Origin of the sequence: Glutamicibacter sp. BW78, from assembly GCF_002332245.1 — a bacterium.
Taxonomy (GTDB): domain Bacteria; phylum Actinomycetota; class Actinomycetes; order Actinomycetales; family Micrococcaceae; genus Arthrobacter_H; species Arthrobacter_H rhombi_A.
The window spans coordinates 15,479-42,445 of sequence record NZ_NRGU01000032.1 but is presented as its reverse complement, the minus strand read 5'-3'; the positions used below and the strand labels follow the sequence as shown (position 1 = coordinate 42,445).

29 protein-coding genes and 3 tRNA genes are annotated in these 26,967 nt (G+C 64.4%); 15 read left to right on the top strand and 17 right to left on the bottom strand.

Annotated elements, in window-relative coordinates; genetic code table 11:
* The first annotated feature begins 29 nt into the window (after window positions 1–29).
* The 3 genes from nadE to CIK75_RS08840 all read left to right on the top strand — a co-directional run bounded on the left by nadE (window position 30) and on the right by CIK75_RS08840 (window position 3,225).
* Window positions 30–863, top strand: a complete 834-nt coding sequence (nadE, locus tag CIK75_RS08850) for an ammonia-dependent NAD(+) synthetase (protein ID WP_086997483.1) — start codon at window positions 30–32, stop codon at window positions 861–863.
* Window positions 864–964: 101 nt separating this feature from the next.
* Window positions 965–2,704, top strand: a complete 1,740-nt coding sequence (locus CIK75_RS08845) for an AMP-binding protein (RefSeq protein WP_096223713.1) — start codon at window positions 965–967, stop codon at window positions 2,702–2,704.
* The gene (locus CIK75_RS08840; RefSeq protein ID WP_086997488.1) at window positions 2,701–3,225 is read left to right on the top strand and encodes a MarR family transcriptional regulator; all 525 of its coding nucleotides are present in this window, start codon (window positions 2,701–2,703) and stop codon (window positions 3,223–3,225) included. The genes CIK75_RS08845 and CIK75_RS08840 overlap by 4 nt, the downstream gene beginning before the upstream one ends.
* Before the next feature lie 38 nt (window positions 3,226–3,263).
* Here the strand turns inward: CIK75_RS08840 and mmsB are convergent, their stop codons facing one another.
* The 5 genes from mmsB to CIK75_RS08815 all read right to left on the bottom strand — a co-directional run bounded on the left by mmsB (window position 3,264) and on the right by CIK75_RS08815 (window position 7,547).
* Complete coding sequence (gene mmsB, locus CIK75_RS08835; RefSeq protein WP_096224034.1) at window positions 3,264–4,184, bottom strand: 3-hydroxyisobutyrate dehydrogenase; 921 nt, start codon at window positions 4,182–4,184, stop codon at window positions 3,264–3,266.
* Window positions 4,184–5,275 carry an enoyl-CoA hydratase/isomerase family protein gene (locus CIK75_RS08830; RefSeq protein ID WP_096223711.1) on the bottom strand — a complete coding sequence of 364 codons (1,092 nt, stop codon included), beginning with the start codon at window positions 5,273–5,275 and terminating at the stop codon, window positions 4,184–4,186. The genes mmsB and CIK75_RS08830 overlap by 1 nt, the downstream gene beginning before the upstream one ends.
* A gap of 170 nt (window positions 5,276–5,445) precedes the next feature.
* Entirely contained in the window at window positions 5,446–6,237 is a 792-nt protein-coding gene (locus CIK75_RS08825) for a hypothetical protein (RefSeq protein WP_096223709.1), read from the bottom strand.
* Window positions 6,234–7,172: an ABC transporter ATP-binding protein gene (locus CIK75_RS08820; protein WP_096223707.1), complete on the bottom strand. Its 939-nt coding sequence runs from the start codon at window positions 7,170–7,172 to the stop codon at window positions 6,234–6,236. Before CIK75_RS08820 ends, CIK75_RS08825 begins: the two co-directional genes overlap by 4 nt.
* A gap of 9 nt (window positions 7,173–7,181) precedes the next feature.
* Window positions 7,182–7,547, bottom strand: a complete 366-nt coding sequence (locus CIK75_RS08815; RefSeq protein WP_096223705.1) for a GntR family transcriptional regulator — start codon at window positions 7,545–7,547, stop codon at window positions 7,182–7,184.
* Window positions 7,548–7,659: 112 nt separating this feature from the next.
* On the opposite strand from CIK75_RS08815, the gene CIK75_RS08810 reads away from it, so the two are divergent.
* The 7 genes from CIK75_RS08810 (at window position 7,660) to CIK75_RS08780 (ending at window position 15,311) form a co-directional block, all read left to right on the top strand.
* A complete protein-coding gene (locus CIK75_RS08810) occupies window positions 7,660–8,463 on the top strand; it encodes an exodeoxyribonuclease III (protein WP_096223703.1) in 804 nt (267 codons plus the stop codon).
* Window positions 8,464–9,315 carry a hypothetical protein gene (locus CIK75_RS08805; RefSeq protein WP_096223701.1) on the top strand — a complete coding sequence of 284 codons (852 nt, stop codon included), beginning with the start codon at window positions 8,464–8,466 and terminating at the stop codon, window positions 9,313–9,315.
* 92 nt (window positions 9,316–9,407) lie between these two features.
* On the top strand, window positions 9,408–9,860 hold the full coding sequence (locus CIK75_RS08800) for a hypothetical protein (RefSeq protein WP_096223699.1): 453 nt from the start codon (window positions 9,408–9,410) through the stop codon (window positions 9,858–9,860).
* Window positions 9,857–11,464 (top strand): hypothetical protein, encoded by a 1,608-nt coding sequence (locus CIK75_RS08795; protein ID WP_086997514.1) that lies wholly within the window; start codon window positions 9,857–9,859, stop codon window positions 11,462–11,464. Before CIK75_RS08800 ends, CIK75_RS08795 begins: the two co-directional genes overlap by 4 nt.
* A 39-nt stretch (window positions 11,465–11,503) precedes the next feature.
* On the top strand, window positions 11,504–12,070 hold the full coding sequence (locus CIK75_RS08790; RefSeq protein WP_096223698.1) for a hypothetical protein: 567 nt from the start codon (window positions 11,504–11,506) through the stop codon (window positions 12,068–12,070).
* A complete protein-coding gene (locus CIK75_RS08785) occupies window positions 12,067–13,419 on the top strand; it encodes a hypothetical protein (RefSeq protein WP_096223696.1) in 1,353 nt (450 codons plus the stop codon). Before CIK75_RS08790 ends, CIK75_RS08785 begins: the two co-directional genes overlap by 4 nt.
* A 182-nt stretch (window positions 13,420–13,601) precedes the next feature.
* Window positions 13,602–15,311: a glycoside hydrolase family 13 protein gene (locus tag CIK75_RS08780; protein ID WP_241895378.1), complete on the top strand. Its 1,710-nt coding sequence runs from the start codon at window positions 13,602–13,604 to the stop codon at window positions 15,309–15,311.
* A 1-nt stretch (window position 15,312) separates the two neighbouring features.
* Here the strand turns inward: CIK75_RS08780 and CIK75_RS08775 are convergent, their stop codons facing one another.
* From CIK75_RS08775 to CIK75_RS08740, 8 genes are all read right to left on the bottom strand, one after another.
* Window positions 15,313–15,927 carry a hypothetical protein gene (locus CIK75_RS08775; protein ID WP_086997523.1) on the bottom strand — a complete coding sequence of 205 codons (615 nt, stop codon included), beginning with the start codon at window positions 15,925–15,927 and terminating at the stop codon, window positions 15,313–15,315.
* Window positions 15,924–16,502: a DUF6286 domain-containing protein gene (locus CIK75_RS08770; protein WP_096223694.1), complete on the bottom strand. Its 579-nt coding sequence runs from the start codon at window positions 16,500–16,502 to the stop codon at window positions 15,924–15,926. Before CIK75_RS08770 ends, CIK75_RS08775 begins: the two co-directional genes overlap by 4 nt.
* The gene (locus CIK75_RS08765) at window positions 16,499–16,867 is read right to left on the bottom strand and encodes a hypothetical protein (RefSeq protein WP_086997528.1); all 369 of its coding nucleotides are present in this window, start codon (window positions 16,865–16,867) and stop codon (window positions 16,499–16,501) included. Before CIK75_RS08765 ends, CIK75_RS08770 begins: the two co-directional genes overlap by 4 nt.
* Window positions 16,864–17,055 (bottom strand): DUF2273 domain-containing protein, encoded by a 192-nt coding sequence (locus tag CIK75_RS08760; RefSeq protein ID WP_096223692.1) that lies wholly within the window; start codon window positions 17,053–17,055, stop codon window positions 16,864–16,866. The genes CIK75_RS08765 and CIK75_RS08760 overlap by 4 nt, the downstream gene beginning before the upstream one ends.
* Window positions 17,052–17,543: an Asp23/Gls24 family envelope stress response protein gene (locus CIK75_RS08755; RefSeq protein ID WP_096223691.1), complete on the bottom strand. Its 492-nt coding sequence runs from the start codon at window positions 17,541–17,543 to the stop codon at window positions 17,052–17,054. The genes CIK75_RS08760 and CIK75_RS08755 overlap by 4 nt, the downstream gene beginning before the upstream one ends.
* Window positions 17,544–17,649: 106 nt before the next feature.
* Window positions 17,650–17,725, bottom strand: a tRNA-Phe gene (locus CIK75_RS08750).
* 55 nt (window positions 17,726–17,780) lie between these two features.
* Window positions 17,781–17,854 (bottom strand) — tRNA-Asp (locus CIK75_RS08745).
* Window positions 17,855–17,934: 80 nt separating this feature from the next.
* Window positions 17,935–18,010, bottom strand: a tRNA-Glu gene (locus CIK75_RS08740).
* 116 nt (window positions 18,011–18,126) lie between these two features.
* Here CIK75_RS08740 and CIK75_RS08735 point away from each other — a divergent pair.
* A complete protein-coding gene (locus CIK75_RS08735) occupies window positions 18,127–18,498 on the top strand; it encodes a metallopeptidase family protein (RefSeq protein WP_096223690.1) in 372 nt (123 codons plus the stop codon).
* A 240-nt stretch (window positions 18,499–18,738) separates the two neighbouring features.
* Window positions 18,739–20,538, top strand: a complete 1,800-nt coding sequence (locus tag CIK75_RS08730; RefSeq protein ID WP_096223689.1) for a C40 family peptidase — start codon at window positions 18,739–18,741, stop codon at window positions 20,536–20,538.
* Window positions 20,539–20,607: 69 nt separating this feature from the next.
* On the opposite strand, the gene CIK75_RS08725 is transcribed toward CIK75_RS08730, so the two are convergent.
* A complete protein-coding gene (locus CIK75_RS08725; protein ID WP_096223688.1) occupies window positions 20,608–21,576 on the bottom strand; it encodes a universal stress protein in 969 nt (322 codons plus the stop codon).
* 123 nt (window positions 21,577–21,699) lie between these two features.
* Here CIK75_RS08725 and CIK75_RS08720 point away from each other — a divergent pair, with 123 nt between their 5' ends.
* Window positions 21,700–23,142, top strand: a complete 1,443-nt coding sequence (locus CIK75_RS08720) for an NCS2 family permease (RefSeq protein ID WP_096223687.1) — start codon at window positions 21,700–21,702, stop codon at window positions 23,140–23,142.
* A 44-nt stretch (window positions 23,143–23,186) separates the two neighbouring features.
* On the top strand, window positions 23,187–23,681 hold the full coding sequence (locus CIK75_RS08715) for an NUDIX domain-containing protein (RefSeq protein WP_086997547.1): 495 nt from the start codon (window positions 23,187–23,189) through the stop codon (window positions 23,679–23,681).
* Here CIK75_RS08715 and CIK75_RS08710 read toward each other — a convergent pair.
* The 3 genes from CIK75_RS08710 to CIK75_RS08700 are packed head-to-tail and all read right to left on the bottom strand — an operon-like array spanning window position 23,678 to window position 25,417.
* Entirely contained in the window at window positions 23,678–24,556 is an 879-nt protein-coding gene (locus CIK75_RS08710; protein WP_086997550.1) for a fused MFS/spermidine synthase, read from the bottom strand. The genes CIK75_RS08715 and CIK75_RS08710 overlap by 4 nt on opposite strands.
* Window positions 24,549–25,067 (bottom strand): GNAT family N-acetyltransferase, encoded by a 519-nt coding sequence (locus CIK75_RS08705; protein ID WP_086997552.1) that lies wholly within the window; start codon window positions 25,065–25,067, stop codon window positions 24,549–24,551. The genes CIK75_RS08710 and CIK75_RS08705 overlap by 8 nt, the downstream gene beginning before the upstream one ends.
* 41 nt (window positions 25,068–25,108) lie before the next feature.
* Window positions 25,109–25,417, bottom strand: coding sequence for a thiamine-binding protein (locus CIK75_RS08700; protein WP_086997647.1), 309 nt, complete (start codon window positions 25,415–25,417; stop codon window positions 25,109–25,111).
* Between the two features lie 132 nt (window positions 25,418–25,549).
* Between CIK75_RS08700 and CIK75_RS08695 the strand changes: the two genes are divergently transcribed.
* Window positions 25,550–26,965, top strand: a complete 1,416-nt coding sequence (locus tag CIK75_RS08695) for an amino acid permease (protein WP_086997555.1) — start codon at window positions 25,550–25,552, stop codon at window positions 26,963–26,965.
* The last annotated feature ends 2 nt before the right edge of the window (window positions 26,966–26,967 follow it).

Below are 26,967 nucleotides of genomic sequence, written 5' to 3'. Positions count from 1 at the left end.
GCACAACGACGGCAGGCTAGGCTGATGGCATGCGCGATTTGCAGGCACGGATCATCAGTGAAATGGGCGTCAAGGCCACCATCGACCCGGAAGAAGAGATCACCCGGCGGGTGGCGTTCCTGCGGGATTACCTGGCGGCAACGGGCACGGAAGGCTTCGTGCTGGGCATTTCGGGAGGCTTGGACTCCACCCTCGCCGGGCGGTTGGCCCAGTTGGCCGTCGACGCCGCGGCGGCGGACGGGTCAGAGCTGGATTTTGTGGCCGTCCGCCTGCCCTACGGCACCCAGACCGATGAAGACGACGCCGCAGCGGCCATGGAATTCATTGCTCCCAAGACCGCCTGGACATATGACATCAAACCGGGTGTGGACGCCCTCGCCGCTCAATATGAGACGACCACCGGCGAAACGATCAGCGACTTCAATAAGGGCAATATCAAGGCCCGCCTGCGGATGACCGCCCAATACGCGCTGGCCGGCCAGCACGGGCATCTGGTCATTGGCACCGACCATGCCGCCGAATCGGTCACCGGGTTCTTCACGAAATTTGGTGACGGAGGGGCCGATATCCTGCCGCTCTACGGCCTGAATAAACGCCAGAACCGCCAGCTGCTCCGCCAGCTGGGGGCCGCCGAACGGCTCTGGGCCAAACCGCCGACGGCGGATCTGTTGGACGGGACCCCGCTGCGTACCGACGAGGACGAACTGGGCCTGGCCTATAACGATATCGACGACTACCTTGAGGGGCGTCCGGTGTCGGAGGCCGTCGCCGAGGCGATCGAGATCCGGTTCCTGCGTAGCCGTCATAAACGCACCACCCCCGTGTCACTTCTCGACGATTGGTGGACTCCCGGCGCCGACTAAGCGGCGGATCGGCCACACCCCTTCCAAACAGTAGGATGTCCACGTATATTTTGTGGAACGCCACGTCGGGATGGCCCCGGCGCCCCGACGAAAGGTGGGACATGACCGTCACCGACCAGTTCCGTGAAGCCCGCGACCGACTCGTCTCCCTGCGGGGCGACCATGCCACGGCCCAGCAGGAATTCCGTTGGCCTGAGTTCGCCGAGTTCAACTTCGGACTGGATTGGTTCGACGCCGTCGCCGCCACCACGGAGCGGGCTGACGCCCCGGCCTTGATCATCGTCGAGAAGGACGGCTCCTCCACCCGCAGGAGCTGGGCCGAACTATCCGCCCGTTCAAGCCAGGTCGCCAACTGGATGCGCAGTGTGGGGTTCTCCCGCGGCGATAAGGCGATCCTGATGCTCGGCAACCAGGTGGAATTGTGGGAGATCATGCTGGCAGCGATCAAGCTGGGCATTGTCATGATCCCGACCACCACCCAGATGGGCCCGGCCGATCTAGCTGACCGTGTGGAACGTGGAGGTGCCAGCTGGGCCATCGCCGGCACCACCGATCTGCCCAAATTCGCCGACGTGCCCGGGGACTATCGGTTGATCTCCGTGGGGGACACCTCCGGGCAAACCCCCGCGGCCAGCACCCAGGTTCTCTCCTACTCCGATTCCACCGCCGCCCCGACAGTGTTCACCCCCGACGTGACCACCCGCGGAGACGAGACCCTGCTGCTGTACTTCACCTCAGGGACCACGTCGAAGGCCAAGCTCGTGGAGCATACGCACACCTCCTACCCGGTAGGGCACCTCTCGACGATGTACTGGATCGGTTTGGAACCCGGCGACGTACACCTCAATGTTGCGTCCCCCGGCTGGGCCAAGCATGCGTGGTCGAATGTCTTCACCCCGTGGATCGCCGAGGCGACCGTCTTCATCTACAACTACGATAAATTCGACCCGGCAGCCCTGATGGATCAAATGGCAGCCGAGAAGGTCACCAGCTTCTGCGCCCCACCCACGGTCTGGCGCCTGCTCATCCAGGCGGATCTGACCCGACTGACGACCCCACCGACCAAGGTCGTCTCCGCCGGTGAGCCGCTCAACGCCGAAGTCATCGACCAGGTGTACCGCGCGTGGGGCCAACAGATCAGGGATGGTTTCGGCCAAACCGAAACCACCGTGCAGATCGCCAACTGTCCCGGACAGCCGATGAAAATCGGCGCCATGGGCACCCCTCTGCCGGGATACGACGTCGTTCTGGTCGATCAGGCCACCGGCGAAGAAGGCGATCTCGGCGAAATCTGCCTGCGGCTGGACCCCCGGCCGCTGGGCTTGATGAAGGCCTATTACGGTGACGAAGAGAAGACGGCCGCCGCCTTCCGCGACGGCTATTACCACACCGGAGATGTTGCCGAACGGGATGGCCGCGGCATTCTCACCTACGTCGGCCGCGGCGATGACGTCTTCAAATCCAGCGACTACCGGCTCAGCCCCTTCGAGCTGGAGTCGGTGCTCATTGAGCATCCCGCGGTCGCCGAAGCCGCCGTCGTGCCCTCACCGGAAGCGATGAAACTCAACGTGCCCAAGGCCTACGTGGTCCTGGCGGCCGGTTACCCGGCAGACGCCAGGACGGCGGAGGATATCTTGGGATATTGCCGCGAGCATCTTCCGGCGTTCAAACGGATCCGCCGGCTGGAATTCGCGGAACTGCCCAAAACCATCTCGGGGAAGATCCGCCGGGTTGAACTGCGCAGGAACGAAGAACTGCGCCACGGTTCGGGCACCCCACCCACGGGCCTGGGCGTCGAATACGCCGATACCGACTTCCCGTCCCTGAAGGGGCGGGGATGAAGCCTCCCCTGTCCTTCGACCCCATCGCCGCGGCCCAGCGCAACTGGGAAGGCCAAGGGTGGACAGCCGAGGCGGCCCCGATGGCCGCCTTCACGGCGATCATGCGTGCCCAGCAGATCCTGCTGCACCGTTGCGAAGCCGTCGTCAAACCCTTCGGGTTGACCTTCGCCCGCTACGAATTATTGGCCCTGTTGTGGTTCTCCCGCACCGGCTCGCTTCCCATGGTCAAGGTCAGCGCCCTGTTGCAGGTCCACCCGACCTCGGTCACCAACGCGGTGGATCGGCTCGAACGTGCCGGCTTCGTCGAACGCAGCCCGCATCCCACCGACGGGCGGACAACCCTGGTCTCGCTGACCGAGCGGGGTCGGGACGTGGCGGCGCAATCGACGGCACAACTGAACTCCGTGGTGTTCTCCGATCCGGGAATGTCGACCCCGGACGTCAACGAGTTGATCGAGATCCTCGGCAGGTTCCGCCGCGATGCCGGTGACTTCGACGAGGAAACGACCCCCGACACCTGATGTCCGAGGGCCGCTATCGCCGGGTTCGTGACCTGCGGTCAGTCAGCCCGCTGGGAGCGGTCGCGGATCTCGGTGATGATGCCGGAGAAGTCGCGACCGGCACCGCCCTCATCGCGGAATCGTTCATAAATGTGCGCGGCCATCGGCCCCAGCTCGGCGGCGACTCCGGTGCTCTCGATGGCGCTCATGGCCAGACCGAGGTCCTTGGCCATCAGCGCCCCCGCAAATCCGGGTTCGTAGTCGCGGTTTGCCGGGCTGGTCGGCACTGGGCCGGGGACCGGGCAGTTGGTGGTCACGGCCCAGCATTGGCCCGAGGCCGTCGAGACGACGTCATAGAGTGCCTGGTGGCTCAAGCCCAGTTTCTCACCCAGGACGAAGGCCTCCGAGGCGGCGATCATGCTCACACCGAGAATCATGTTGTTGCAGACCTTGGCCGCCTGCCCGGCGCCGTGGTCCCCGCAATGAACGAGTTTCCCGCCCATGACCTCCAGCAGCGGGCGAACCGATTCCAGGTCGGCTTCCAGGGCCCCGATCATGAACGTCAAGGTGCCGGCCTCGGCACCGACCACACCCCCGGAGACCGGGGCATCGACGCTGCGATGCCCGGCTTCCACGGCGAGGCCGGCGGCTTCGCGGGCATCGTCAACGTTGATGGTCGAGCAGTCCAGGAACAGCGTGTCGGGGCCGACTGATTCGAGCAGACCCGGGCCGTCGACACCACGGTAGGCGTCCAGTAGTTGCTGCCCGCCGGGGAACATGGTCAGGACCACCGATGCGCCGCGTACGGCCTCCATCGCAGAGGGCGCGGTCGGCACCCCGGAGGCGGCAATGGCCTCGACGGCGGCAGGGACCACGTCGAAGGCACGGACGTCGTAGCCGGCTTCCACCAGGTTCTTCGCCATGGGGGCGCCCATGTGTCCGAGCCCGAGAAAGGCAATCGTTCCGGTTTCCGTGGTCATCATGCACGCTCCTTCGCGTCGGTGGCGAGGCCGAGCTCACCGCCTTGTTCGTCCGGGCCGAGCGGCTCGAAGTAGTCTCGGATCATTTCCGGGCTGATCTGTTCGAAGTTCGCCGGGCTCCACTTCGGCTGCCGGTCCTTGTCGATGACCTGGGCGCGGATGCCCTCCAGGAAGTCATGGGAGGCGAGCATGCGTGCGCCGACCCGGTAGTCCTGGTCCAGCGCCTCCTCCAGGCTTGAGAGCCCGGCGGCCCGGCGCAAGGCCGCCAGCGTGGTTTTCACCGCCGTCGGTGACTTCGCGGCAATCAGTTCGGCAGCTTCGGCACCGTGGCCTCCACGGACGCGTAGCCGACCGAGGATCCGTTCGATCGAGTCCCCGGCATAGTCCTTGGCCATCCAGGTGGATTGGCCGGCGAGCGCCGAATCGGGAGCCGTCTCGGCGAACTGTTCGATGATTCGGTCGACGTCCTCTGCCCGGCGGACGGCTTCGAGCGCCGTCGCGACGTCGGCAAGTTTCGTCGAGGGGACGTAGGTATCGGCCAACCCCAGGAACAGGGCGTCGGCCGCGTCGAGGTGGGAGCTGGTCAGCGCAGCATGGGTGCCGGCCTCCCCCGGTGCCCGGGAGAGCAGGTAGAGCCCTCCGACGTCGGGGACGAAGCCGATGGTCGTTTCGGGCATTCCGCTGCGGGTCCGTTCGGTGACGATCCGGTGACTACCGTGGGCCGAGATGCCCACCCCCCCGCCAAGGACCAGACCGTCCATGAAGGCGATAAAGGGTTTGGGGTAGTTGCTGATCAGCGCGTTGAGCCGGTATTCGGTGCGCCAGAAGGCGGCGGTACCGGCCCCGCCTTCGGGGATGTCACGGTAGATGGCCACGATGTCGCCACCGGCGCAGAGCCCACGGTCACCGGCGCCGGTGATCATGACGCAAGCTACCGAGTCGTCGTCGCTCCATGCGGTGAGTTGGTCCAGGGCGGCTTCGACCATGCCGTGGGTGAGCGCGTTGACGGCTCGCGGTCGGTTCAGGGTGATGATGCCCAGCGCTCCTCGGACCTCGAACAGGACCTCGGGTTCGGTGGGGGCGTCGCTCATGGTTGTCCTTCCGGCGGTGCGGCGCTGGTGCGACGGTCTTCGTCCGGCCCAGCGGCAGGTGGCAGTTCGTTGACCCGGACCTGGCGCATTCGACCATGGTCCAGATCACCCGAACTCCAAGGTACTCGGACATCCTAGGAATTTCTAGGGAACCCCCGCCCGCCAGCGGCTTACTGGCCCACCGGCGCCCGGCGGAGCACCATCCAACTCCCGACGGCACTGATGAGGGCCACCAGGATCATGACCAGCGCGATCTTCGCGAAGGTCGCCCCCTCGAACCAGAGGAACGGGTTCACTCCCGCCGTCAGGAGCAGCCAGAGCAGTGCCAGCAGGACCGCCACCGTGCCGAAGATGACCGCGATGACGCCCTTCTGGTTCCAGCGCAGGAACACGACGGCGAACATCGCCCCGATGAACAGCATCGCGGCACTGAGTCCGAACCCCATCAGGAAGGTGCTCAGGTAGTTGCCGTCGCCGGTGGCCACGACGTCAAAGACGCGGGCCCCGTTGAACCAGTGACCGGTGGCCTTCTCCAACGCCAGCAGCACGGTCATCGTCACCCCGATGAACGCCGACTCCAGCAAGAGCGCGAGGCAGGTGCCCGCAAAGTATTGTCGCCGCGTGGACCCCATCCCCAGGGCGAAGGGCATGGTTCGGGCGTAGGCCATGACGCCGATGCTCACGAAGTAGCCGGCGAAGCACCACAGGGTTGCCTGGTTGTAGCGGAACCCCTCGGAGAGTTCGGCAGGGGTTGCCGGGACGAAGTTGCGCAACAGTGCCATGATGACGATGCACAGGACGATGACACTGCCGAAGATGAACAGCGGGACACCGATCATGCGCTGCGGATCGGCGAAGTGCAGGCGCACGATCTTCATCAGGGGCCCGACGGGTCGCTGCGTGACCGGGGTGGACTGCGTGGACGGTGCGCCCGCCACGGGGCGCGGCTGGGTCATGCTCATCGGAGGGCCTCCTTGGCCTCGGCCTGGATCTTCTTTGCTGGTGGGGCCGCGGCGGCCGACTCCCCGCTCTCAAGGAGCCCGTGGGCTGCCACGAGTTCCTGCAGGGTCACCGGGCCAACCTCTAGTCCGCTGGCGTGGGCATCGGCGTAGAGACGCTCGTCGGGGGCGCCTTCGATCGTCACCGAGCGCAGGCCTCCCAGGGCCTGGGTGCGCAGGACTTGCCGATCTCCGGCCGCCTCGGCGACGGCGGACGCAGTACCCGAGAGGGTGAACGCCGAAGCGGTGGCCTCCTCCACGGAGGAGTCCAGGATCTTCCGGCCATTTTGTAGAACCACGACGTGTTCCAGGAGGTTCGCCGCCTCGTCAATCAAGTGCGTGGACATGAGGATGGTGCGTGGATGCTCCATGTAGTCCTCAAGGAGCAGGTCGTAGAAAATTCCACGTGCCGTCGCGTCGAGCCCGAGGTAGGGCTCGTCGAAAAAAGTGACCGGTGCCCGGGAGGCCAGCCCCACGACGATGGCCACTGCGGAGAGTTGCCCGCGGGAGAGCTTCTTGATCGGCGTTTTGAGGGGCAGCCGAAATTCTCCGACCAGGCGTTGGGCAAAAGTGGCGTCCCAGCCGGCATAGAACCAAGGAGCTGCGCGCAGCACGTGGGAGACCTTGAATTCCTCGGGGTATTTCTGGTTCTCGCGGGCAAAGCTGAGTTGAGCCAGTACCGCGGCGTTCTCGAAGGGTTCCGCCCCCAACACCCGGGCCCGGCCCGAGGTTTTGAGTTCCTGTCCAGCCAGGATGGACATCAAGGTCGTCTTCCCGGCGCCATTGCGGCCCAGCAGGCCACAGATGGTGTTCTTTTCGATGCCGAAACTGACGTTCTCCAGCGCTGCGGTGTGCCGGTAGACCTTCGTCAGGTCGGTGGTTTCAATAGCGAGACCCATGATGTGTTCTCACTTTCCCGCGACGGCGGCACGTTGGCCGATCATCGCAATGAGTTCGTCGGAGTCGATGCCCAGTCGTGCGGCCTCGTGGATGAGGGGTGAGAGGAACTGGTCCCCGAAGGCTTCGCGTCGGGCGGACATGAGCCGGTCGAGGGCCCCGGTGGCTACGAACATGCCGATACCTCTTCTTTTTTGTAGGATGCCGGCGTCAACGAGCCGGTTCAGTCCTTTACCGGCGGTCGCCGGGTTGATGCGCATGAAGGCCGCGAATTCGTTGGTCGAGGGGACTTGGGTCCCCTCCGGGTAGGTGCCTTCGAGGATGCGGCCCTCGATCTCCTCGGCGAGCTGGATGAAGATCGGCTTGGAGTCGTCCATCCTGCTCACCCCCCGTTAGTTGGTTCATTAGTCATGTAACTAACCAAAGCACCTCGTTTTCCGTCCGTCAACCCCTGCACCCGGACCGCCCTCAGATTGATAGGTTGGAGTCGTGAAGATTGCTACGTGGAATGTGAACTCCCTCCGAGCCCGCGCCGACCGCGTGGAAGACTGGCTGCGCCGCACCGATGCCGACGTGCTGGCCATCCAGGAGACCAAATGCAAGGACGAAAATTTCCCGTGGGAACTGTTCGAGAACAACGGCTACGAAGTCGCCCACTTCGGCTTCAGCCAGTGGAACGGGGTGGCCATCGCCTCCCGCGTCGGGCTCGATGACGTCGAGCGGACATTCTCCGAACAACCCACCTTCGGCAAGGGCGGCAAGGACCCGGTCCAGGAGGCGCGGGCCATCGGCGCGACCTGCAACGGGGTGCGTATCTGGAGCCTCTATGTCCCCAACGGCCGCGCCCTGGAGGACGAACACATGCCCTATAAGCTCGAGTGGCTGCGCCAGCTCAAGGAGAACGCCGCCCGCTGGATCGCTGATGATCCCCAGGCACAGATCGCCCTGATGGGCGACTGGAATATCGCCCCGTTGGATGAAGACGTCTGGGATATCGACTATTTCCGTGAGAAGGAGTTGACCCACGTCTCACGTCCCGAGCGAGCAGCCTTCGAGGCTTTTCTGGAGGCCGGCTTCTCCGACGTCGTCCGCCCGCACACCCCCGGGCCGGGGGTGTATACCTACTGGGACTACACGAAGCTGCGCTTCCCCAAGAAGGAGGGCATGCGCATCGACTTCACCTTGGCTTCCCCGGCGCTGGCCCAGCGAGTGGCCGACGCCTGGATCGACCGCGAGGAACGCAAGGGCAAGGGTGCCTCCGACCATGCCCCCGTGGTCGTGGAGTTGGACTAGATGACACAGGCGGGGACACAGGCGCGGCGTCGGCTTCCACCGACGTCGTATCTGCGGGTCTTCGAACCACTGCGTGCCTACGACGACGACGCTCAACTAGCTATTGCCGCGCAACGTGGAGTGGGGCGCGCCGCATTCGAAGAACGCGCCGCTACCGAAGCCCTGGAACGGTTGACCCGCGGTGTCCCCGACCCCTTCCCCCGGGAACAGGCCGAGCGATACCGGGAACTGCACTACCCCGGGGCAGACGGGCTGACGGCCCCGTACTACTGCCCCGACCAGTTACCGGCCCGGGCGACGGTGGCCGCGGAGCAACTCGATTCCAGCATGCGCCCGGCCCTTTTGGAACTCCTCGTCCCCGACGCGGCCCGGGGGGCGAATGCCGCCCGCATCGCGCCGGAAACCTTTGCCGAGGACCTCGCCTCGCTGCATACCCGCAGTGCCACGTGGGGCATCCCCTTGGGGTGGTTCATCCTGATCACCGATGAGGACCATTATGAGATCGAAGAGGACGGCACGACCTTGTTAACGGTGCGGCTCAGCGCCCCGGCCGTCCAAGTCCTGGAGCGCACCCGGCATGCAGCGGCCTCGCTGGCCATCCACGCACCGGAACTGGAGATCCTGGATGAACTCACCGCCTTAGATGAATGGCTGCACCTCTTCCACGAGGACTCGATCATCGAATTGGATTACGGCCCGATCGCCGAACATGTGTGGCCCGATGACTCTGCCCAGGACCTGCGGCACGGTATCGAGTCCTTGGCCGAACAGGACATGCTCGGCGCGGCCGCCGCCTACCGCCGCCTGACCAACAGATGGCTGAAGGTCCGTCAGCTGGCCCGCGCCAACTGACCCCACTCCCGCCCCGGGCACACCCCATGGGGAGTTCTCCCCATCGCATGGCGTCCCCCGGTCATCTACGCTCTTATATCGAGGAGGTAGAGATGACCAAATACAAGATCGACGTTGCTGCGGCTCGGTCCGCGGCGTCCAGCGCACGCAGTGAATTCGACGACCTGCATGGTCACGAAGGGCTGATCGAAGAGGCCGGCGAACTACTCGCCGATGCGGTGGAAGAAAGCAAGATCAACGACGCCCTCCGAGAGAATTTCACCGGGTTCTTGAAGCCATGGACCGTCACTTTTGTTAATCACGGGGGAAATCTGCTGGACGCCGCCGACTCGATCATTTCTGCTTTCATCGACGCCGACAGCAAAATGGAAGGCGCCGGCAGTTTCGCCGAACGCGGGAGCATCAAATCCGCGGTCGAGAGTATCGACGATCTTCCTGCCTACGATCCAAGCCGCTCGTCCTCCACGACCTCTGCCACCTCCGCGGCGAACACCCACGGGGGCAAGGACAGTAATGGTTCAGAAGGCGAGGGGTACGATTGGTGACGGCACCAGGCAGCACGCCCGTCTCCGGCATCGATCTGACGAAATACCTACCCACCACCTTGCCCAGTGCAGAAGAAATCCGCTCGGCCGGGCGTACTTTCGACGCCAAGGGCACCACGATCGATACCACGTACTCCAATACGACGGCGCATTGGAACAAGCTGGCCACGGCGGCTACCTACCCAAGCGACGAGACCGTGAACAACGGCTTCGTCAAGGAGATCCTGCCTATCGCGGAGGCCGTCGTCATCGGCATCAACGACGTCAAATCCGCGACCGACGCCTTCGCGGACAGCATCGAGGGGTTTGAGACCAGGCACTCGAACCTGAAATCGGATGTTGAAGGCTTCAACTCCCTTCCCACGACTCCTCATACCGACTCTGAGCAGGCAGCTGCACAGGCAGCCGGCGAGACACTCCCCACCACTCGGACCATCGCCGAGCACCAGCGAATAACCGGGTTGCTGGAAACGGCCAAAAACGACTACGAGGGATACGTGGATACCTGTGTCGATGCGATCCGTGCTGCCAGCCCCGCAGGTGTGGACCCGATCGCCGACAAGATCGCCACGGGCGGCAAGGCACTGACCGCATTCAAAAATTCATACAACATGGTGAATACGAACGTCGATCGTTTGGCCGACCTCAAAGTCAACGACCGCGGCCGCATCAAATTCTCCTGGGACCTTAACGAAAAATCCTTATCGGAATTCGCTTTTGACGGCAACCCCACGCTCAAGAAGTATCTCGTCGAGGGCAAGCTGGGCGGGGACCCCGACGGCTTTTTCCAGACGAACAGGAAAGCGCTCATCAAGTGGGCCGACAATCGATATCTTAAATTTACTGATAATGTCAAGGTTTGGGGAGATGTCACCGCCCGCCCGGGTCTGATGATGATGCTCCCCGCCGCGGTCCGGGACAGGCTCTCCAACACGCTGGGTCGAAATCGGGGCGGCTTTGCCACCCAGAACAACCGACGGTTCAACTGGAAATCCAACTCCCACGGGAGAACGAAGTTCGACGGATACCTGACAGGGCACCGTAAGCCTGGGCGCGCCGACAAGGCCTTGAAGAAGTTCGACAAGGCCAGCAAGGGATTGAAGAAGCTCGGCAACAGCCGCCTGGGCAAATTGGCGGGACCGGCAGCGGGCATTCTCGATGTAGGCATGACCTACTCCGACTCCTACTCACGCAACTTTGAAGAGGCACAACGGAACGACCCGAATGCCTCCATGGCGGACCTCCGAAAGGAGGCCGGCATTTCAGCAGGATTCGAAGGGACAGCCGAAACCGCGGGCAAGATCGCGGGCGGCGTCGCAGGGCGAGCCCTTGGAGCCGCCGCGGGACAGGCTTTGATCCCCATTCCGGGCGTCGGCGCTGCCGTGGGCGGATTCGTTGGTGGTTTGGCCGGCGAATGGGTCGGCGGAAAGATCGGCAAGGGTGTCGGAGAATTCATAAACGACTGGCGCCAGGGCGGTGCCACCAAGGCCCTGGGGGACACGGCTGAAGCCGTCGAGAACATCGGGGAGGATATCGGCAATACCGCCAAGGAAGTCGGCAGCGTGGCCCTGAAGGGCGTCGGGAAGGTTTTTGGATGGGGCTAGTAGGCTCGGTACGGAACTTTCCAACTGAAAGAATCAAGGATGTTTGACGACAACAACGCCTACCTGCTGCTCAATCCGCTCTACTGGGTCTTCGTCGCCGTCGTCCTTTTCATGTGCTGGGTGCCCACCACCATCGCACGTCGGGCCCTCAACGGCAGGTGGCGAAGTTGGGTCCTCGCCCCGGGCATTCCATTCCAAATCTCGGCCCGTAATACCTGGCCGTTCATGTTCGCTGCCGCCGCCACCTCTTTATGGATCGCTACGCTCTCCCTGCCGGCTGAACTGCTTGGCTGGGAGCAGGTCCGAGTGTCTGTTTGGGGACTCTTCTTCGTTCCTTGGGTCTTCGTCATTCTTTCGTTCGCGTGGTGGCCGTTGCAGCTGAGCCCCCGCTGGTACAAGTCGTGGGGGCAGTCCGGGGGAACGCGTCAGACCAACCCCTGGACGGAGGATGAAATCGCTGCCGTCAGAAGAGAAGTGAATTCGAAGACGAAGGGCAAGAAGCTCAAGGATATCCACCGGTGTTCCGAGGTCCTACACGCTCAGACCGACGCCGATTGCGGAAATACGCCCTTTACGCCCCAGCCCGAGGAGGACTACCGCGCATGACCACCGCAATAGGCCGAACAGGAATCATCAGCCTGGATCTGCCTCCAGAATGGCTCACCGGTCCGGAGCGTCCCGAATACGAGTTGCTGGCGTATCTTCCTTCCCCCAAAGAGTCTTTCGCTCCGACGATCGTGGTCACGGCGAATCCATTCGACGGCAGCATCGCCGACTTCATGCGTCGCGTTGTCGATGGAGTCATGGAGGGAACCGCAGCCCCACAGTTCATCGACATCCGAGGGTGGACCCGTGCTCCTGGACTCGCCGCAGGGATCGAGCTGACCCCGGCCGAGGCATTGGCTGGACGCGCCGTCGCATACACACAACTCTCCCCAAGCCGAGGCCTCAGTCTATTGAGCACGGAGTTCCTGTTCATCGAAGCCGGACTAGCCATACAAGTGACGGCATCAACGGCGGTGAACCACTGGCAGTCGGCCGGGCCTCTCCTGAGCGAAATTGTTGCCACCGTACGATTGAACCGGCAGCCCACGGAGAACGAAGCCACGGCCCGGCCGGCCTCCTTGCCCCCAGGGGCGGTCGACCCAGTAGCCTCCGCTGTTTTCGGCCACGACGTTGAAAAGATCGCCGGCCTCGCCGGAGCACAGCCCTTCGAATTCGACGGCGTATGGGTCCATGGGAGAACCATAGACACTCTCACTTCGCTGTCGGACGGCCTCCGTCTCGGAGCATTGAACAAAGCGGAGCACTCCGAACAACTCGACGAGCTAGATGCACTCGAGCTCGTCAAGGGAACCAGGCTGACTGATGTGGGGGAAATGATAGGCGCCCACTTGACTGACCCGCAGTCTTCGTACCGCATCACCGGTTTCGATACCGGCGGCGAATGCTGGTTCCAAGCCTGGACATACGGGCCCACCGCCCTGCTTCTTGTGGAACCCGGATATCACCGCAACCTAGGCGAGGAGCCCGTTCCGCGCCCCTCTCCCGAGCACTTCAACCTCCAACTGGTGCCACTGACCATGCTCTCCACACTCATGGCCCGCTGGGTGGGATTGCAACCAGCCTGGAACCTCCAGCTGGAGCCCGCCCCTTTGCCCGTTGATGATCTGGCGCGTGGCTGGCGGGGCGACCGGAGACCACCGGAAGGATCCAACGAAGCCATGCGCTCACTTTGGGACGAACCCTGGTTCTCCTGGACCCTGACGAGCGCGGGTGCCGATTCCGAGCCAGAAGACATCGCCTACTTCAATGGCGGGACGGTAGGTCACCAGCGGCTCTTCCACCAAGGAAATGCGGCCATCTTTACTCCGGCCCCGTCGACGTCTGTTTTCCTACAGATCGAGGATCGCATTCAAGCCACCATTTTCGGGCACGATCCCCTCATGCTCTAGGCATGCCCTCGCCGCCTGCCGACGAGTACTCACCGAAGATTGATCGATCACTGTGTTCTGGCAGCGCCCTGTGCCGTCGAAATGCCGGCGGAGCCTGGAACCGCTTGCACTAGGCTGGGGGCGATTCATTTGTTCCTGATACCCACTGCCCCGATCCCGGCAGAGACCCACTGAGGAGTTCCATGTCCAAGCACGCCCAGCACGTCCCCTGGTGGCAGGATGCGGTCATCTATCAGGTGTATCCCCGCTCCTTCGCCGATGCCGACGCCAACGGCATGGGCGACCTGCGCGGAGTGGCCTCCAAGATCGGGTATCTGAAGGACCTGGGCGTGAACGCCGTCTGGCTCTCCCCCTTCTATCAGTCACCGCAGGCCGATGCCGGCTATGACGTCGCCGATTACCGCCAGGTCGACCCCCTGTTCGGCACGCTGGAGGACTTCGACGACATGTTGGCCCGGGCCCATGCCGAGGACATCCGCATCATTGTGGACCTGGTGCCCAACCACACCTCGGACGAACATCTGTGGTTCCAGCAGGCCCTCGCCGCATCCCCCGGCTCCCCCGAACGGGACCGCTATATCTTCCGCGACGGCCAGGGCCCCGCAGGCGACGTGGAACCCAATAACTGGCAGTCATTATTCGGCGGACCGGCATGGACCCGCACTACCAACGCCGACGGCAGCCCGGGCCAGTGGTATCTGCACCTTTTCGATACCAAGCAGCCCGATTTGAACTGGGATAACGAAGAGGTCCACGCCGAGATGCGCTCCGTCCTGCGTTTCTGGCTGGACCGCGGGGTGGATGGCTTCCGGGTCGATGTTGCCCACGGCATGGTCAAGGCCGAAGGCCTGCCCGACTGGTCGGAGAAGGTCAGCATGGTGCAGGGCAACGAAGAGGCCGCGGCACAGGCCACCCCACCGTATTTCGATCAGGAGGGCGTCCACGCGATCTACGAGGAGTGGAATGCCGTGCTCGCCGAGTACGACGGCGATCGCATGATGGTCGCCGAAGCCTGGGTCGAGCCGATGGAGCGGATCTTCCGTTACGTCCGTGAGGGCGAAATGCAGCAGGCCTTCAACTTCGGCTTCCTGCTGGCCGGATGGAACGCGCAAAACATCGTGGAGAACGTGACCGAGACCCTGGCCGAGGCGGCCGTCGTGGCTGCCCCGCCGACCTGGGTGCTCTCCAACCACGACACCGTGCGCCATTGCTCCCGCTTCGGCCTGACCGATCCCACCTCGTTCCCCAAGGGCATCGCCGCCCAGGACGAACAGCCCGACGAGGCCCTGGGCGCCGCCCGAGGTCGGGCCGCTGCCCTGATCATGTTCGCCCTTCCCGGTTCCGCGTACATCTACCAGGGCGATGAGTTGACGTTGCCCGAACACACCACGCTGGCCGATGAACTGCGCCAGGACCCCAGCTTCTTCCGCACCCAGGGGGCCGAACGTGGCCGTGACGGTTGCCGGATCCCCATGCCGTGGGCCGCGGACGAGCCGGGATTGGGCTTCTCCGCCGTGAGGAACGACGCCGGAACCCAGGAATCCACTGCCGCCGACCCGTGGTTGCCTCAGCCGGAGAGCTACGGCCGCTACGCGGCTGACCAACAGGTCGGTGTGGAAGGTTCGGCCTTCGAGCTGTACCGTTCGCTGCTCTCGCAGCGTGCCGAACGGGAATTGGGACGCGGCCGGTTGGACTGGGCGCCGGCCAATGACCCGGCCGAGGGTGTGCTCTCCTACACCAATGGCCCCCTGCAGGTCCTGGCCAACTTGGGTACCAAGCCGGTGGAGGTTCCCGCGGGGATGTCGGTGCTGGCAGCTAGTGGCCCGGCAGTCCGCACCGAGCACGGCCTGCTCTCACCCGACGCCGCGCTATGGCTGGTGCCCGAGCAGTAAGTCAGCGGACCCGTTCGGCCCGTGACATACGGGTGCGGGCGCCGGTGGCCAGGTGGATGACCACCGGGCCGCTGGCGCCCAGAACCCCGTCCAAATCAACGGCCAGCGCCGAGAGGTCTTCGGCAATCCGGTAGGGCGCGGCTCCGAGGCGGGGTTGGACCTTGATCCGCAGTCCGGCACTGGAACGTGGCGAGGCCCACGACGTCACCGATATCGACACCAGATCCGACCGCCCCGCGAGGGAGGCCTTAAAGGCTTGTTCGGGAACAGCCGCGGCGAGTTCGACCACGCCACGGGTTCCTTCCTCACGGTATTCGCGGGCAAAGATCCCGGTTTTGCCCTGCCCCTGGACGGCGACCCACCAGATCATCAACAGGATCAAAGCGATCATCACCACCGAGACGACGATCCATAACCAGGAGTCACGCTGACCGTCCAGGGTGGTGTTATCCAGTAGTTGCATGAAACCACCCCGCATCTCATCGGCGAGTCCACGCCATCCGGCGGCGTAGGCGGGAATACCTGCCAAAAGCAGACCGTGTATACCCACCCCGGTCATGAGCAGGCCCAGGAAGGTGAGCACGATGCGGTTGGTGGCCCGTGGGGTCCGATTCATTGTCCAACCACCCCCGTCTCGGCAATCTGGATCTTCACATCGGGGAACGGGTCGATCCTATTGGCCTCCAGTTCGTCCTGGACGGCAGCGTGGACTGCCGCGGCGTCGATGCCGATACCAGAGGTGGGGCGCAGTTGGACGTCGACGTGGTTGCGGCTGACGATCACCACGACCTGTTCGGGGGCCACGCCGGCTTGAGTTCGAGCCCGGCGGGCCAGCGTGGAAGCCAGCACCCCATCGTCGATGACCACGATCGCCCGGTCGTTGGGGATCGCGTGCCGGGCTCGACGTCCGGGCAGCACCCCATGGAGCAGGAAGAACAACCCCAGGGCCAACACCACCAGCGAGCCGGCGGCCAGCACCAGGGGGTTGGCCGACTCCGGAAGGCGGGTCAGCCAGTCACCCCATTCGCCCGGAGAACGGATCCACACCTCCTGACCCAGCGACTTCAGCGCCGCCTCGAACATGAAGTAGAGGCAGATCGCCGTCACCAGTACTGCGGCGATGATGGAGGCCGTCGATCGGGCGCTATGCAATTCGTGGGACTGGAGTTTGCGGCGTTCCTCGTCGTTCATGACGTCCTCCTTCTGCGCAGGACGACGCCGGTGACCCGGACGTCTACGCGGCTGACATGAGAGCCGGTCAGTTCCACAAACCGGTCGCGCAGTATGGACCTGGCATCGCGGGCGCGGTCCATGACCGACTCCGAGGCGTCCGGCTTCTCGGGCCGGTCATAGGCCAGCGGGGCAATGGGCAGGGGCAAACTCAGCCGTAGTGCCAGCGCCCCGAACTCGTCATTCAGCGAGACCTTGATGCTGCCGGGCTGGACGTCGAAGACTTCGGAGGCGATGATCCGCGCGGAACTGGTCAAGGCCTGCGTGCTGATGCGCGTGTGCCCGGCGAGGAGGTTCCGCCCTGCTCTGGTGCTCTGATCACTCACGATGAGGAACGCCGACCGGTCAGGGCGTCACGGACCCGGCGCATATCTAAACGGCCGTCGAGGAAGCGTCCGACCAGTGAGCCGACGGCCAAGAAGACGGCCATCAGCAGGAAACCCCCGAAACCATGGGTCAGGGCGGCCCAGCCGAGGACTGCGGCGACGGCGAGGCCAAGCGCTGTGGGATTCATGGCTGCTCCAGCCTTTCGGGGGTGTCGGGGTCATCGGTGGACCCGGAGCCGGTGGTGGGCGCCCTCGAGGGCATTTCGGGTACTGCAGGGCCGGCGGCGGCCGGCCCGGCGGCTTCGGCGGAGCGTACATCGGCGATTTCGATATTCACTTCGATCACCTGCAATCCGGTCAGCGCTTCGACGGCCGTGTAGACCGCAGCCCGTACTTCTTCGGCGATCTGTTGCAGTGGACGGCCATGCTCGGCGGTCAGGGTGATGTCCACGGCCACCTCGGCCTGACCAACTTCCGCGGTGACTCCCTGCGCCACGTCCCCGGCGCCGACAGCGCCACGGAGTGCCCCCATAGCCCGGCTGGAACCAACACCAAGTGAATGCACGCCGACGACGCTTCGGGCGGCACTGGCCGCGACCTTGGCAGCCGCGGTATCGGTGATCGTCGTCGTTCCCGTTGCCGCCGGCTGCGCGGAGGTCTGCTCGGGCTGGTTCATCGGTGACGGCCTTTCATTCGAAGCGCACGGACCCGTATCCAGCCTACCGTCAGCGGCGCAAGGAGCGGATGCAGAAAACCCCCCGGGATACCCGAGGGGTTCTAGCTGGTGGCTCCGACCGGCGTCGATCCGGTGACCTTTCGATTTTCAGTCGAACGCTCTACCAACTGAGCTACAGAGCCTGGCATCATCTAGGCGATGATCACCGTGATCTTCCATCAAAAAGGAAAACCAAAGCGACCCTGACGGGACTTGAACCCGCGACCTCCGCCGTGACAGGGCGGCGCGCTAACCAGCTGCGCTACAGGGCCTAGTTTCACAAGGTTTGACCCTCGCTTCACAAGTCCTAAATAATACCAGATGATTTCATACTGGTGAAATCAGGACCTGCTGGTACCCCCAACGGGATTCGAACCCGTGCCGCCGCCGTGAAAGGGCGGTGTCCTAGGCCGCTAGACGATGGGGGCCGGACGGCTGAAGAACATCAGAGTCCTTCAGCGACGTCATCAACTATAAGGCACCTTTCGCCTCGTGCAAAACCGCGCCCCGACCACGGGCAGGACGCAGTGGATAGAGTCACCTCATGGCCTACAGCATGTCGAATGAAGATTTCGAGAACGCCGCCTCCGAGGCGCTGGACAACATTCCGGAACGCCTGCTGGACATGATGGACAATGTGGTCGTTTTCATCGAGGACAAGTACATCCCACTGCCGAATGAGGACCCAGAGACCTCACTGCTGGGACTATACGACGGCGTCCCCCTCACCGAACGCGATGACGGTTGGGGCGCCGGGGCCTTGCCGGACAAGATCATCATCTTCCAGGAGGACACTTTAGCGGCCTGCTCGTCTCGCGCGGAGGTCATCGCCGAAGTCCAGATCACGATGGTGCACGAGATCGCGCATCATTTCGGCATCGACGACGAGACACTCCACCAGCTGGGCTGGGGCTGATCGAGACCTCCTCGCGAGCCAAGAAAATGTCCCAACTGGCCACTAATTTGCGCAACGCCGTGAAATCTGCAACGAAATGACACTGATGTTATTTATGATGATGGCGTGACTCGTGTTGCCACTGTTACCTGTTCTCCTCTAGTCTCGGGTGAAGCAGTAACCGAACCGTGACCTGACGCACGCCCCGAAGGGTGGCGTTTGAGACTCGATTCGGTTCACCACTCGCAGTGAGGATTCGATATGGCCAAGGGCCAATTTCTGGGCGTAGCCACGTGCACGGTCGCCTTGATCGGGGGAACCCTGATGACCGGGGGCGCAGCAACGGCTGCACCGGTCGAGACGACCATCAACAGCTCCGCCTTCGGCAACACGTTCGCCAAGGCCGTCCCCACGGCCCGCACCCTGCCTTCCAAGGCCGAGGTCACCGCCGCCAAGAAGGACCCCGCAGCCTTGAAGGCCATGGTCTCCAGCATTGAGGACCTCATCGGAGATTCGACGCGGGATCTGACGGATGCCGAGGCCTCCGCGGCCAACGACCAGGACGCCTACGAAACGACCTCCCAAACCCTGGCCAAGCGCAACGAGGCGGCCGACGCGGCCCGCACTGAAGCAGCCAGGGCCACCAAGTACTACGACTCGGTGAAGAAGCAGGTCGGGCAACTGGCCAGCGACCTCTACCGCAACGGCGGGGTCAACTCCGGCATCACGTCGCTGGTGAACGATTCCGAGAACAATGACGTGTTGTACAAGGCCGCGACGATGAACACGCTGGCCACCAACCGGTCGAATACGCTCACCACCGCCCAGGAGGCGGCTTCCCTGTGGGCCGACTGGCAGAACTACGCCGACGCGGCCGAGACCGCCGCCACCGACGCTGCCGATGCGAACGAGACGGCCCTGCAGGCCGCCGAGCGAACCCGCATAGCCTACGCCGACCGCGTGACTGACCAGAAGGAGCTGCGCAGCGAACTCATCGACCAGCTCGCCTACCTCCGCGACACCGAACGCGCCGATGAAGCCAAGCGCATCACCGCGATGGAGGATGCCCAACGCGAAGAGGCCCTCCAGACCGAAATCGCCGCCGCGCCGGCCAAGCCCGCGCCGGAGGAACCGGCCGAAGAACCACAGGCCCTGGCCGCTGCTCCGGCGGCAGTGCCCGAGCAGGCAACGGGCAAGACGTCCTTGGCGCCGGCACCCCAGCCGAAGGCCAAGAAGTCCAGCCAGGCCTCGGTGGCTGCCGAGGCCCCGGCCCCGGTTGCCGAACCGAAGCCGGTCGCCGCATCGGCCCCCTCCCCGGTGAAGGAAGCCCCTCAAGAGCCAGCCAACACCGAGACGTCGGAGCCCAAGCCGGCAGCCGTTTCCTCCTCGAAGTCCGGGCCCACGGCCGCGCAGAAGAAGGCCACCGCTGAGAAGCGGGAACGGGAGCAGGCGGCAGCTCAGAAGGCCAGTGCCGACGCGGCGCAGGCCGCTGCCGACCAGAAGGCCCACGACGCAGCAGTCCGAGCACAGGCCTCCGCAAATAAAAAGGCACAAGCAGCAGCCCAGGCCAAGGCACAGGCCGCCGCTGACAAGAGGGCCGCGGTAAAGCGTCAACAAGAGAAGGCCGCAGCCGAAAAGCAGGCGAAGGAGAAGGCCGCAGCCGAGGCCGCTCAGTCTTCCTCCGGTTCCTCCAAGGAGTCAGCTATCGCCTGGGCTATGGGGACCGCCTCCGATAACAGCAACTACTACGTCTACGGCGCCAACGGCCCCAAGGCCTGGGATTGCTCAAGCTTCACCCAGAAGGCCTTTTCCCAAAGCGGCATCTCACTGCCGCGCACCTCGTCGCAGCAGGCCCGCGGAAACGGCACCAAGGTTCCGCTGAACCAGCTCAAGCGCGGTGACCTGGTGTTCTCCACCAGCAACGGTGGCGCGTCGTTTTACCACGTCGCCATCTACCTCGGTGGTGGGCAGGTCGTCCACGCACGGAACCCCTCTTCAGGTATCTCGACCACCCCACTGAGCTGGGTCAACAACATCTACTCCTACGGAATGCGCTACTGATCCGGCGCCGCAGGACCTGAAAAGGCCCTCTTCCCGCACCGCGGGAAGAGGGCCTTTTTTGTGGGTGGTTCAGTCGACGTCGTCGGTATCGAAATCGGCGCGATCCTCCAGGCGGGGATCAGGTGAATCGGGGACCACCAGAACCGGGCCCTTGGAATGGTGCAGGACACCCTGCGAGGTGGAGCCCAGCAGCATGCCTGCGAATCCGCCGCGACCACGTGAACCGGTGACCAGTAGCTCCGCCGTCGCGGACTCCTCGATGAGCACCTCAATCGGGGCACCTTGGATGACGTCAGTCTCGATGACCAGATCCGGGAAGTGGCTGGCCAGCCAGCGTGTGCCAACCCTCAATTGACGGCGCACATCCAGGGTCAGGGCTTCCTGATCAACGGTGGCCGGCATCCAGGCCAGCGATCCACTGACAGGGGGTAGCGCACAAACCACGCGCAGCGGTACCGCCCGGGACATGGCCTGTTCCGCCGCCACCAGGACGGCCCGCCGGGCCCGGTCCGAACCATCAATACCCACCACGACGATGTCTCGGACCTCCGAGCCGGCATCGGAGCGCTTGGCTGTACACACCGGGACGATGACGGTGGGGCATTTGGAGTGGGCGGGCAAGGCACTACTGACCGATCCGAGGAGCCGTCCGACGAAACCGCCACGGCCGCGGGTCCCGACCACAATGAGGTCGGCCTCTTCACTGAGTTCCAGCAGCACACCCGAGGGGTCTCCCGATTCGATGCGCAGGCGCACCTCCACATCCGTTTCACCGATACGATCCCTAGCGGCGTCAAGGACTTCCTGCGCACCGTCCCTGATGACCTGGTCATCCAGGGTGGCGTAGCCGGCGTCCATGCTGGAAGCGGCGAAAACGGGGATCGTGTAGCAGGTGACCACGTTCAGCGGAACTCCGCGTCGCTTGGCCTCGACGGCTGCCCAATCCAGGGCACATAGCGCGGGGTCCGAGCCGTCGACACCGACGACGATGCCCTCCGCCGTCACCGCGGCCTCCTGTGGAACGTTTGCTTCGCTCATGACGGTCACTCCTTGGCAGTCGGCCACTGTTGTCTTCCGGCTAAAAGTCCACCGTAGTGGTTCTCTTCACACTACCTACTTCCACGTGGATTGGAGCCGACTGCACACATTAGGATTCTGCGCATGGCTAAAAACGCGCTCGGCACCGTCGATCGATATTTCAAGATCACCGAACGTGGTTCCAACTACTCCCGTGAGATCCGTGGTGGACTGGCGACCTTCTTCGCCATGAGCTACATCGTGGTGCTCAACCCGCTGATCCTCAGCGGCGCGGACTCCACGGGCGCCGAGCTCGGCTCGGCCCGCGTGGCGGCGGCCACGGCTCTGGTCGCCGGTGTCCTGACGATCCTCATGGGAGCCTGGGCCAAGCACCCCTTCGCCCTGGCCACCGGGTTGGGCGTGAACGCCTTCGTGGCCGTGACGGTGGCGACGAACCCCGGCCTGACCTGGCCGGACGTCATGGGTTTGGTCGTCATTTCCGGTGCCACCATGTTCGTCCTGGTCCTGACCGGCTTCCGGACGGCGGTGTTCAACGCCGTGCCCGCGAGCCTGAAGACGGCCATCGTGGTGGGAATCGGCATGTTCATCGCCCTGATCGGCCTGGTCAATGCCGGCTTCGTGCGGCGCATCCCCGACGCCGCAGGGACCACGGTGCCTGTCGGGCTGGGCTTCGACGGCGAACTGATCGGCTGGCCCACCCTGGTCTTCGTGTTCGGCCTGTTGCTGACCATGGCACTGGTGGTCCGCAAGACCAAGGGAGCGATCCTCATCGGGATCGTCGCCACCTCGGTGCTGGCAAACATCCTCGAGGCCATCTTCCATATCGGCCCCTCCTTCGACGGGACCACAGCCAACCCGCAGGGCTGGTCGCTGGTGGTTCCTTCCATGCCCAACTGGCAGGCGCCGGACCTGAGCCTGATCGGCCAGGCCAACGTGGTTGGACCCTTCCAGCACCTAGGCGCCACCTCCGCGCTACTGCTGGCCTTCGTCATCCTGCTCTCGATCTTCTTCGACGCCATGGGCACCATGGTCGGACTCGCCAACGAAGCCGGGAACGTCGACAAGGACGGCAACATCTACGACGTCAACCGCGTGCTGCTCGTCGATTCGCTCGGCGCCATCGCCGGCGGTGGAGCCTCGTCCTCCTCGAGCCAGATCTTCGTCGAGTCCGGTGCCGGCATCGGCGAAGGGGCGCGCACCGGCCTGGCCTCGATCGTCACCGGGGTGCTGTTCATTGCCGCGATGTTCCTGACCCCGCTGATCCACCTGGTGCCCTTCGAAGCCGTCGCCCCGGCACTGGTAGTGGTCGGATTCATGATGATCACCCAAATCACCAAAATCGACTGGACGGACTGGGGCGTGGCCCTGCCTGCGTTCCTGACGTTCATCCTCATGCCGTTCACCTACTCCATCGCCAACGGCATCGGCGCCGGTTTCGTGGCCTACGTCTTCATGCGGACCATCCAGGGCAGGACGAAGGAAATCCACCCCTTGATGTGGGTCGTCGCCGCGGCCTTCGTGGTCTTCTTCGGCATCGGCGTCATCGACCAGGCCATCGGCCTCTAGCCAGGCCCTCTTCGAGACCACCGGAGAGCGTCTAGGCTGGCCGGATGGGACATGAAGGGTCGTATCTGTGGCAACTGCGCCAGGACGTGGGCTCACGACTGCTGCTGGTTCCCGGCGCGCAGGTGGTGGTCCTGGACGACGACGGCCAGGCCCTCTTCCAACGCCGGGTCGACACCGGGCGCTGGGAGTTCCCGGGAGGGGCTGCCGAACCCGGACAGAATTTCCGGGGCGTTGCATGCACCGAACTGGCCGAGGAGACCGGGCTGATCGCCCCGCCGACGGAACTGGTCCCCTTTGCTGCGCTGTCGGATCCGCAATACCACGAATTGCACTACCCCAACGGGGACCGCGTGCACGCCTTCGCCCTGTGTTTCCTCTGGCGCGGGACCCGGGGGCCGACGCATGCCGAGGAATCCGAGGTCACCGAAATCGCCTTCCACCCACTCACTGAGCCTCCGCAGCCGATGAGCAGATCGGCCGCCCGGGTGCTGGAGCTCTACCTCGAATACGTGCGCACGGGCGACTTCCAGGCCTCCTAGCCGGGGGTTCCCGGTCCATCGTCGATGACCGCCGAGGTCCCGGCGAAGGAGCGGACGCGGGCGTCATCCCAATGCTGGGCTGGCACTGCACCGCCGAGTAGCTCGCGCAACATGCCCGGGCCCGCCGGGATGGGGGCGTTGGAGGCGGCAATGACCATGTTCCCGTAGCGACGTCCCTTGAGCATCGCCGGGTCGGCCACGATCGCTGTGTGGGCGAAGACGGTACCGATGGTGGCAGCCTCCCGGCGGGCCGTCTCCAATTTCGGGGTGTCCCCGCAGTTCACGATGTACAGCCCGTCCCCGGCCAGGACGCGGGCCGCCTCGCGGGTGAAGCCCACGGTGGTCAGGTCCGCAGGGGTCTTATCCCCGGCGAAGACGTCACGGATGAGCAGATCCCGGGTGTCATCGGTCAGGGACCGCAGGACCTCGCCCGCCTCGCCGGTGCGCAGGCGCAGCAGTGGTGCGCGCGGCAGATCGAACCAACCGCGCACCAGCTCGGCCAGGCGCCCATCCAGCTCGACGACCACCTGGCGGGAATCCGGGTAGGCAGCGGCGACCCACCGTCCCATCGAACAAGCGCCCCCTCCCAGGTGCAGGGCCCGCAACCGGTGGCCACCGCCGTCGTGCCCTTGCGGGAAGCGGGCACCCACCAGGGCTGCCATCCAACGCATGTACTCGAAGTCCAAGCGCAACGGGTCGGCGAGATCGACATGGGATGAAGGGACGCCGTTGACCTTGAGGATCCAGCCGTCGTCGTCGTAGGGGTCGCGTTCCAGTGTGGCGGTGCCGGTGTCGATCGGGTAGTCCCCGGCGACCGGCCCGGTCTCGGCGGCAGTCGCCGGCGTCGAGGATTTGCGGGAGCGGGATTTAGCCACGGGGTCCCGGCCGGACCATGCGCAGCTCGTACAGGCCCTCCCACTCGTCGGCCAGCAGTTCACGGGTGCCGTCGAAGTCAAAGCCGTGCTTGCGGTAGAAGGCTTGGGCGCGCGGATTGTGCTCGAGCACCCACAGCGCCGCCGGGAGGTTGCCGATCGCGGCGCGCATCAGCCCTGCGCCCAGACCGCTGCCGTAAGCCTCGGAGAGGACGTAGAGCATCTGCAGTTCGGCGGTGGCTCCGGTGGCGGCGTCCTCGTCCAGGACGGGGGCGCCGCCGGCACAGCCGACGATCCGGCCGGCTGGATCGGTGGCGATCCAGAGCTCTGCGCCGGCCGCGAGGCCGCGGGTCCACCAGTCCACTTGGCGCTCGTGGCGTGATTCCTGCAGTTCGAAGAAGGAGGCGGGGCGCTGATCGGCGTAGGTCTCGCGCCAGGCCGCGAGTTTCATGGACAGCGTCGCGTCAATGTCCTCGGCCGTGGCCTGACGGATGGTGTAGTCGTTGATTCGCACCCCACCAGCTTAATGCCGCCGGCAGACCCCGCGGCCACCGGTTAGCCGTGGCTACGTTCCAACGCCTTTTGCAGACGGTCGATCTTGCCGGTGAGTTCACCGGTATGGCCGGGGCGGATATCGGCTTTGAGGACCAGCGAGACCCGGTTGCCGTAAGCGGCGACCGCTTCGGTGGCCCGTTTGACTACCTCCATCACCTCATCCCATTCCCCTTCGATCTCGGTGAACATCGAGGACGTGTTGTTCGGCAGGCCGGAATCCCTGACGACCTGCACGGCAGCGGCCACGGCTTCGTGGACCGACCCGTCGGTGTTCGGCATGTTGGTGGAAACAGAGAAGGCAACGATCATGCTCTCAGGATCCCACCACGGGAGCCGGTTGTCACCCATGCATTGTGTTCAGACGCACATCCTGTGCCACAGTTAATGCGGTTCGCCGACACCGTGGACCGCCTTCCCTTAGCCGCTACCCCAGGCAGGACCATGCAAGAATCACGGACTTCCACCCCGCCGACGACGTCGGGGCCCTCCCTCGAGCGGAAGCTCTCCCTCCGGCACATCCGTTTCATCGCCCTCGGTTCGGCGATCGGCACCGGCCTGTTCTACGGGTCCGCCGAGACGATCCAGGCGGCCGGGCCTGCGGTGCTGGTGGCCTACATCATCGCCGGTTGCGTGGTCTTCACGGTCATGCGCGCCCTCGGCGAAATGGCCGTTCGCCACCCGGTGGCCGGATCCTTCGCCCAGTACGCGAACCGGTACATCAGCCCCCTCTCCGGATTCCTGGTGGGGTGGACCTTCGCCTTCGAGATGGTGGTCGTCGCCATTGCCGATATGACGGCCGTGGGTCAGTACATGGGGATGTGGTATCCGGAGGCACCGGGCTGGATCTGGATGCTGGCCGCCATGCTGCTCATCGGCGGGCTGAACCTGTTGCGTGTGAGCGTCTTCGGGGAACTGGAATTCTGGTTCACGCTCGTCAAAATCGTCACCATCATCGCCATGATCATCGGCGGCCTCTACCTCATCGTCTTCGCTGTCAACGTCGGCGGCTACCAGCCGGGTCTGCACAACCTCTTCGATCACGGCGGTTTCGCGCCCTTCGGTGTCTGGGGCATCGTGATGAGCCTGGGCATCGTGGTCTTTTCCTTCGGTGGCATCGAGACCCTGGGCATGACCGCTGGGGAGACCGGTGACCCGGCGAAGGCCATTCCGAAGGCCGTGAACACCGTGCCGATGCGCATCCTGATCTTCTATGTGCTCTCCATCGGGGTGATGCTCTGCCTGTTCCCCTGGAACGAGATCGGCTCCGAGGGCAGCCCCTTCGTGCAGGTCTTCGCCGGTCTGGGCATCCCGGCTGCGGAACACATCATCAACGCCGTCGTCCTCACCGCCGCCCTCTCCGCCATGAACTCGATCTTCTACGCAGCGACCCGCACCATGTACGGGCTGGCAGAGCAGGGCAATGCGCCGGCTTCCTTCGGGCGTCTTTCCCGCAACGGGATCCCGCTCTGGCCGGTGGCCATGGTTTCGGTGTGCTTGCTGATCGGTCTGGGTCTCTACTTCTGGATCCCCGACCAGCTCTTCCTCATCGTCGCCTCCATCGCCACCTTCGCCACCGTATTCACCTGGGGGACCATCCTGCTGGCTCACCACCGGATGCGTCTAGAACTGCGGGCTACCGGCCAGGCACCGGGCAACTACGTCCTGCCGTTCTGGCCCGTGCTGAGCTACCTGGGGTTGGCCTTCATGGTCTTTATCGTGTTCATCCTGGGCTTCAGCGAAGCCGGACGGACGGCGTTGGTGGTCGGCGCCGTCTGGACCCTCATGCTGCTCGTCGCCTACCGTTTCGTCGGGCCGGAGGGCCGCCGCAGGATCGAGTTGGAGACCTCCAAAATCTAGGG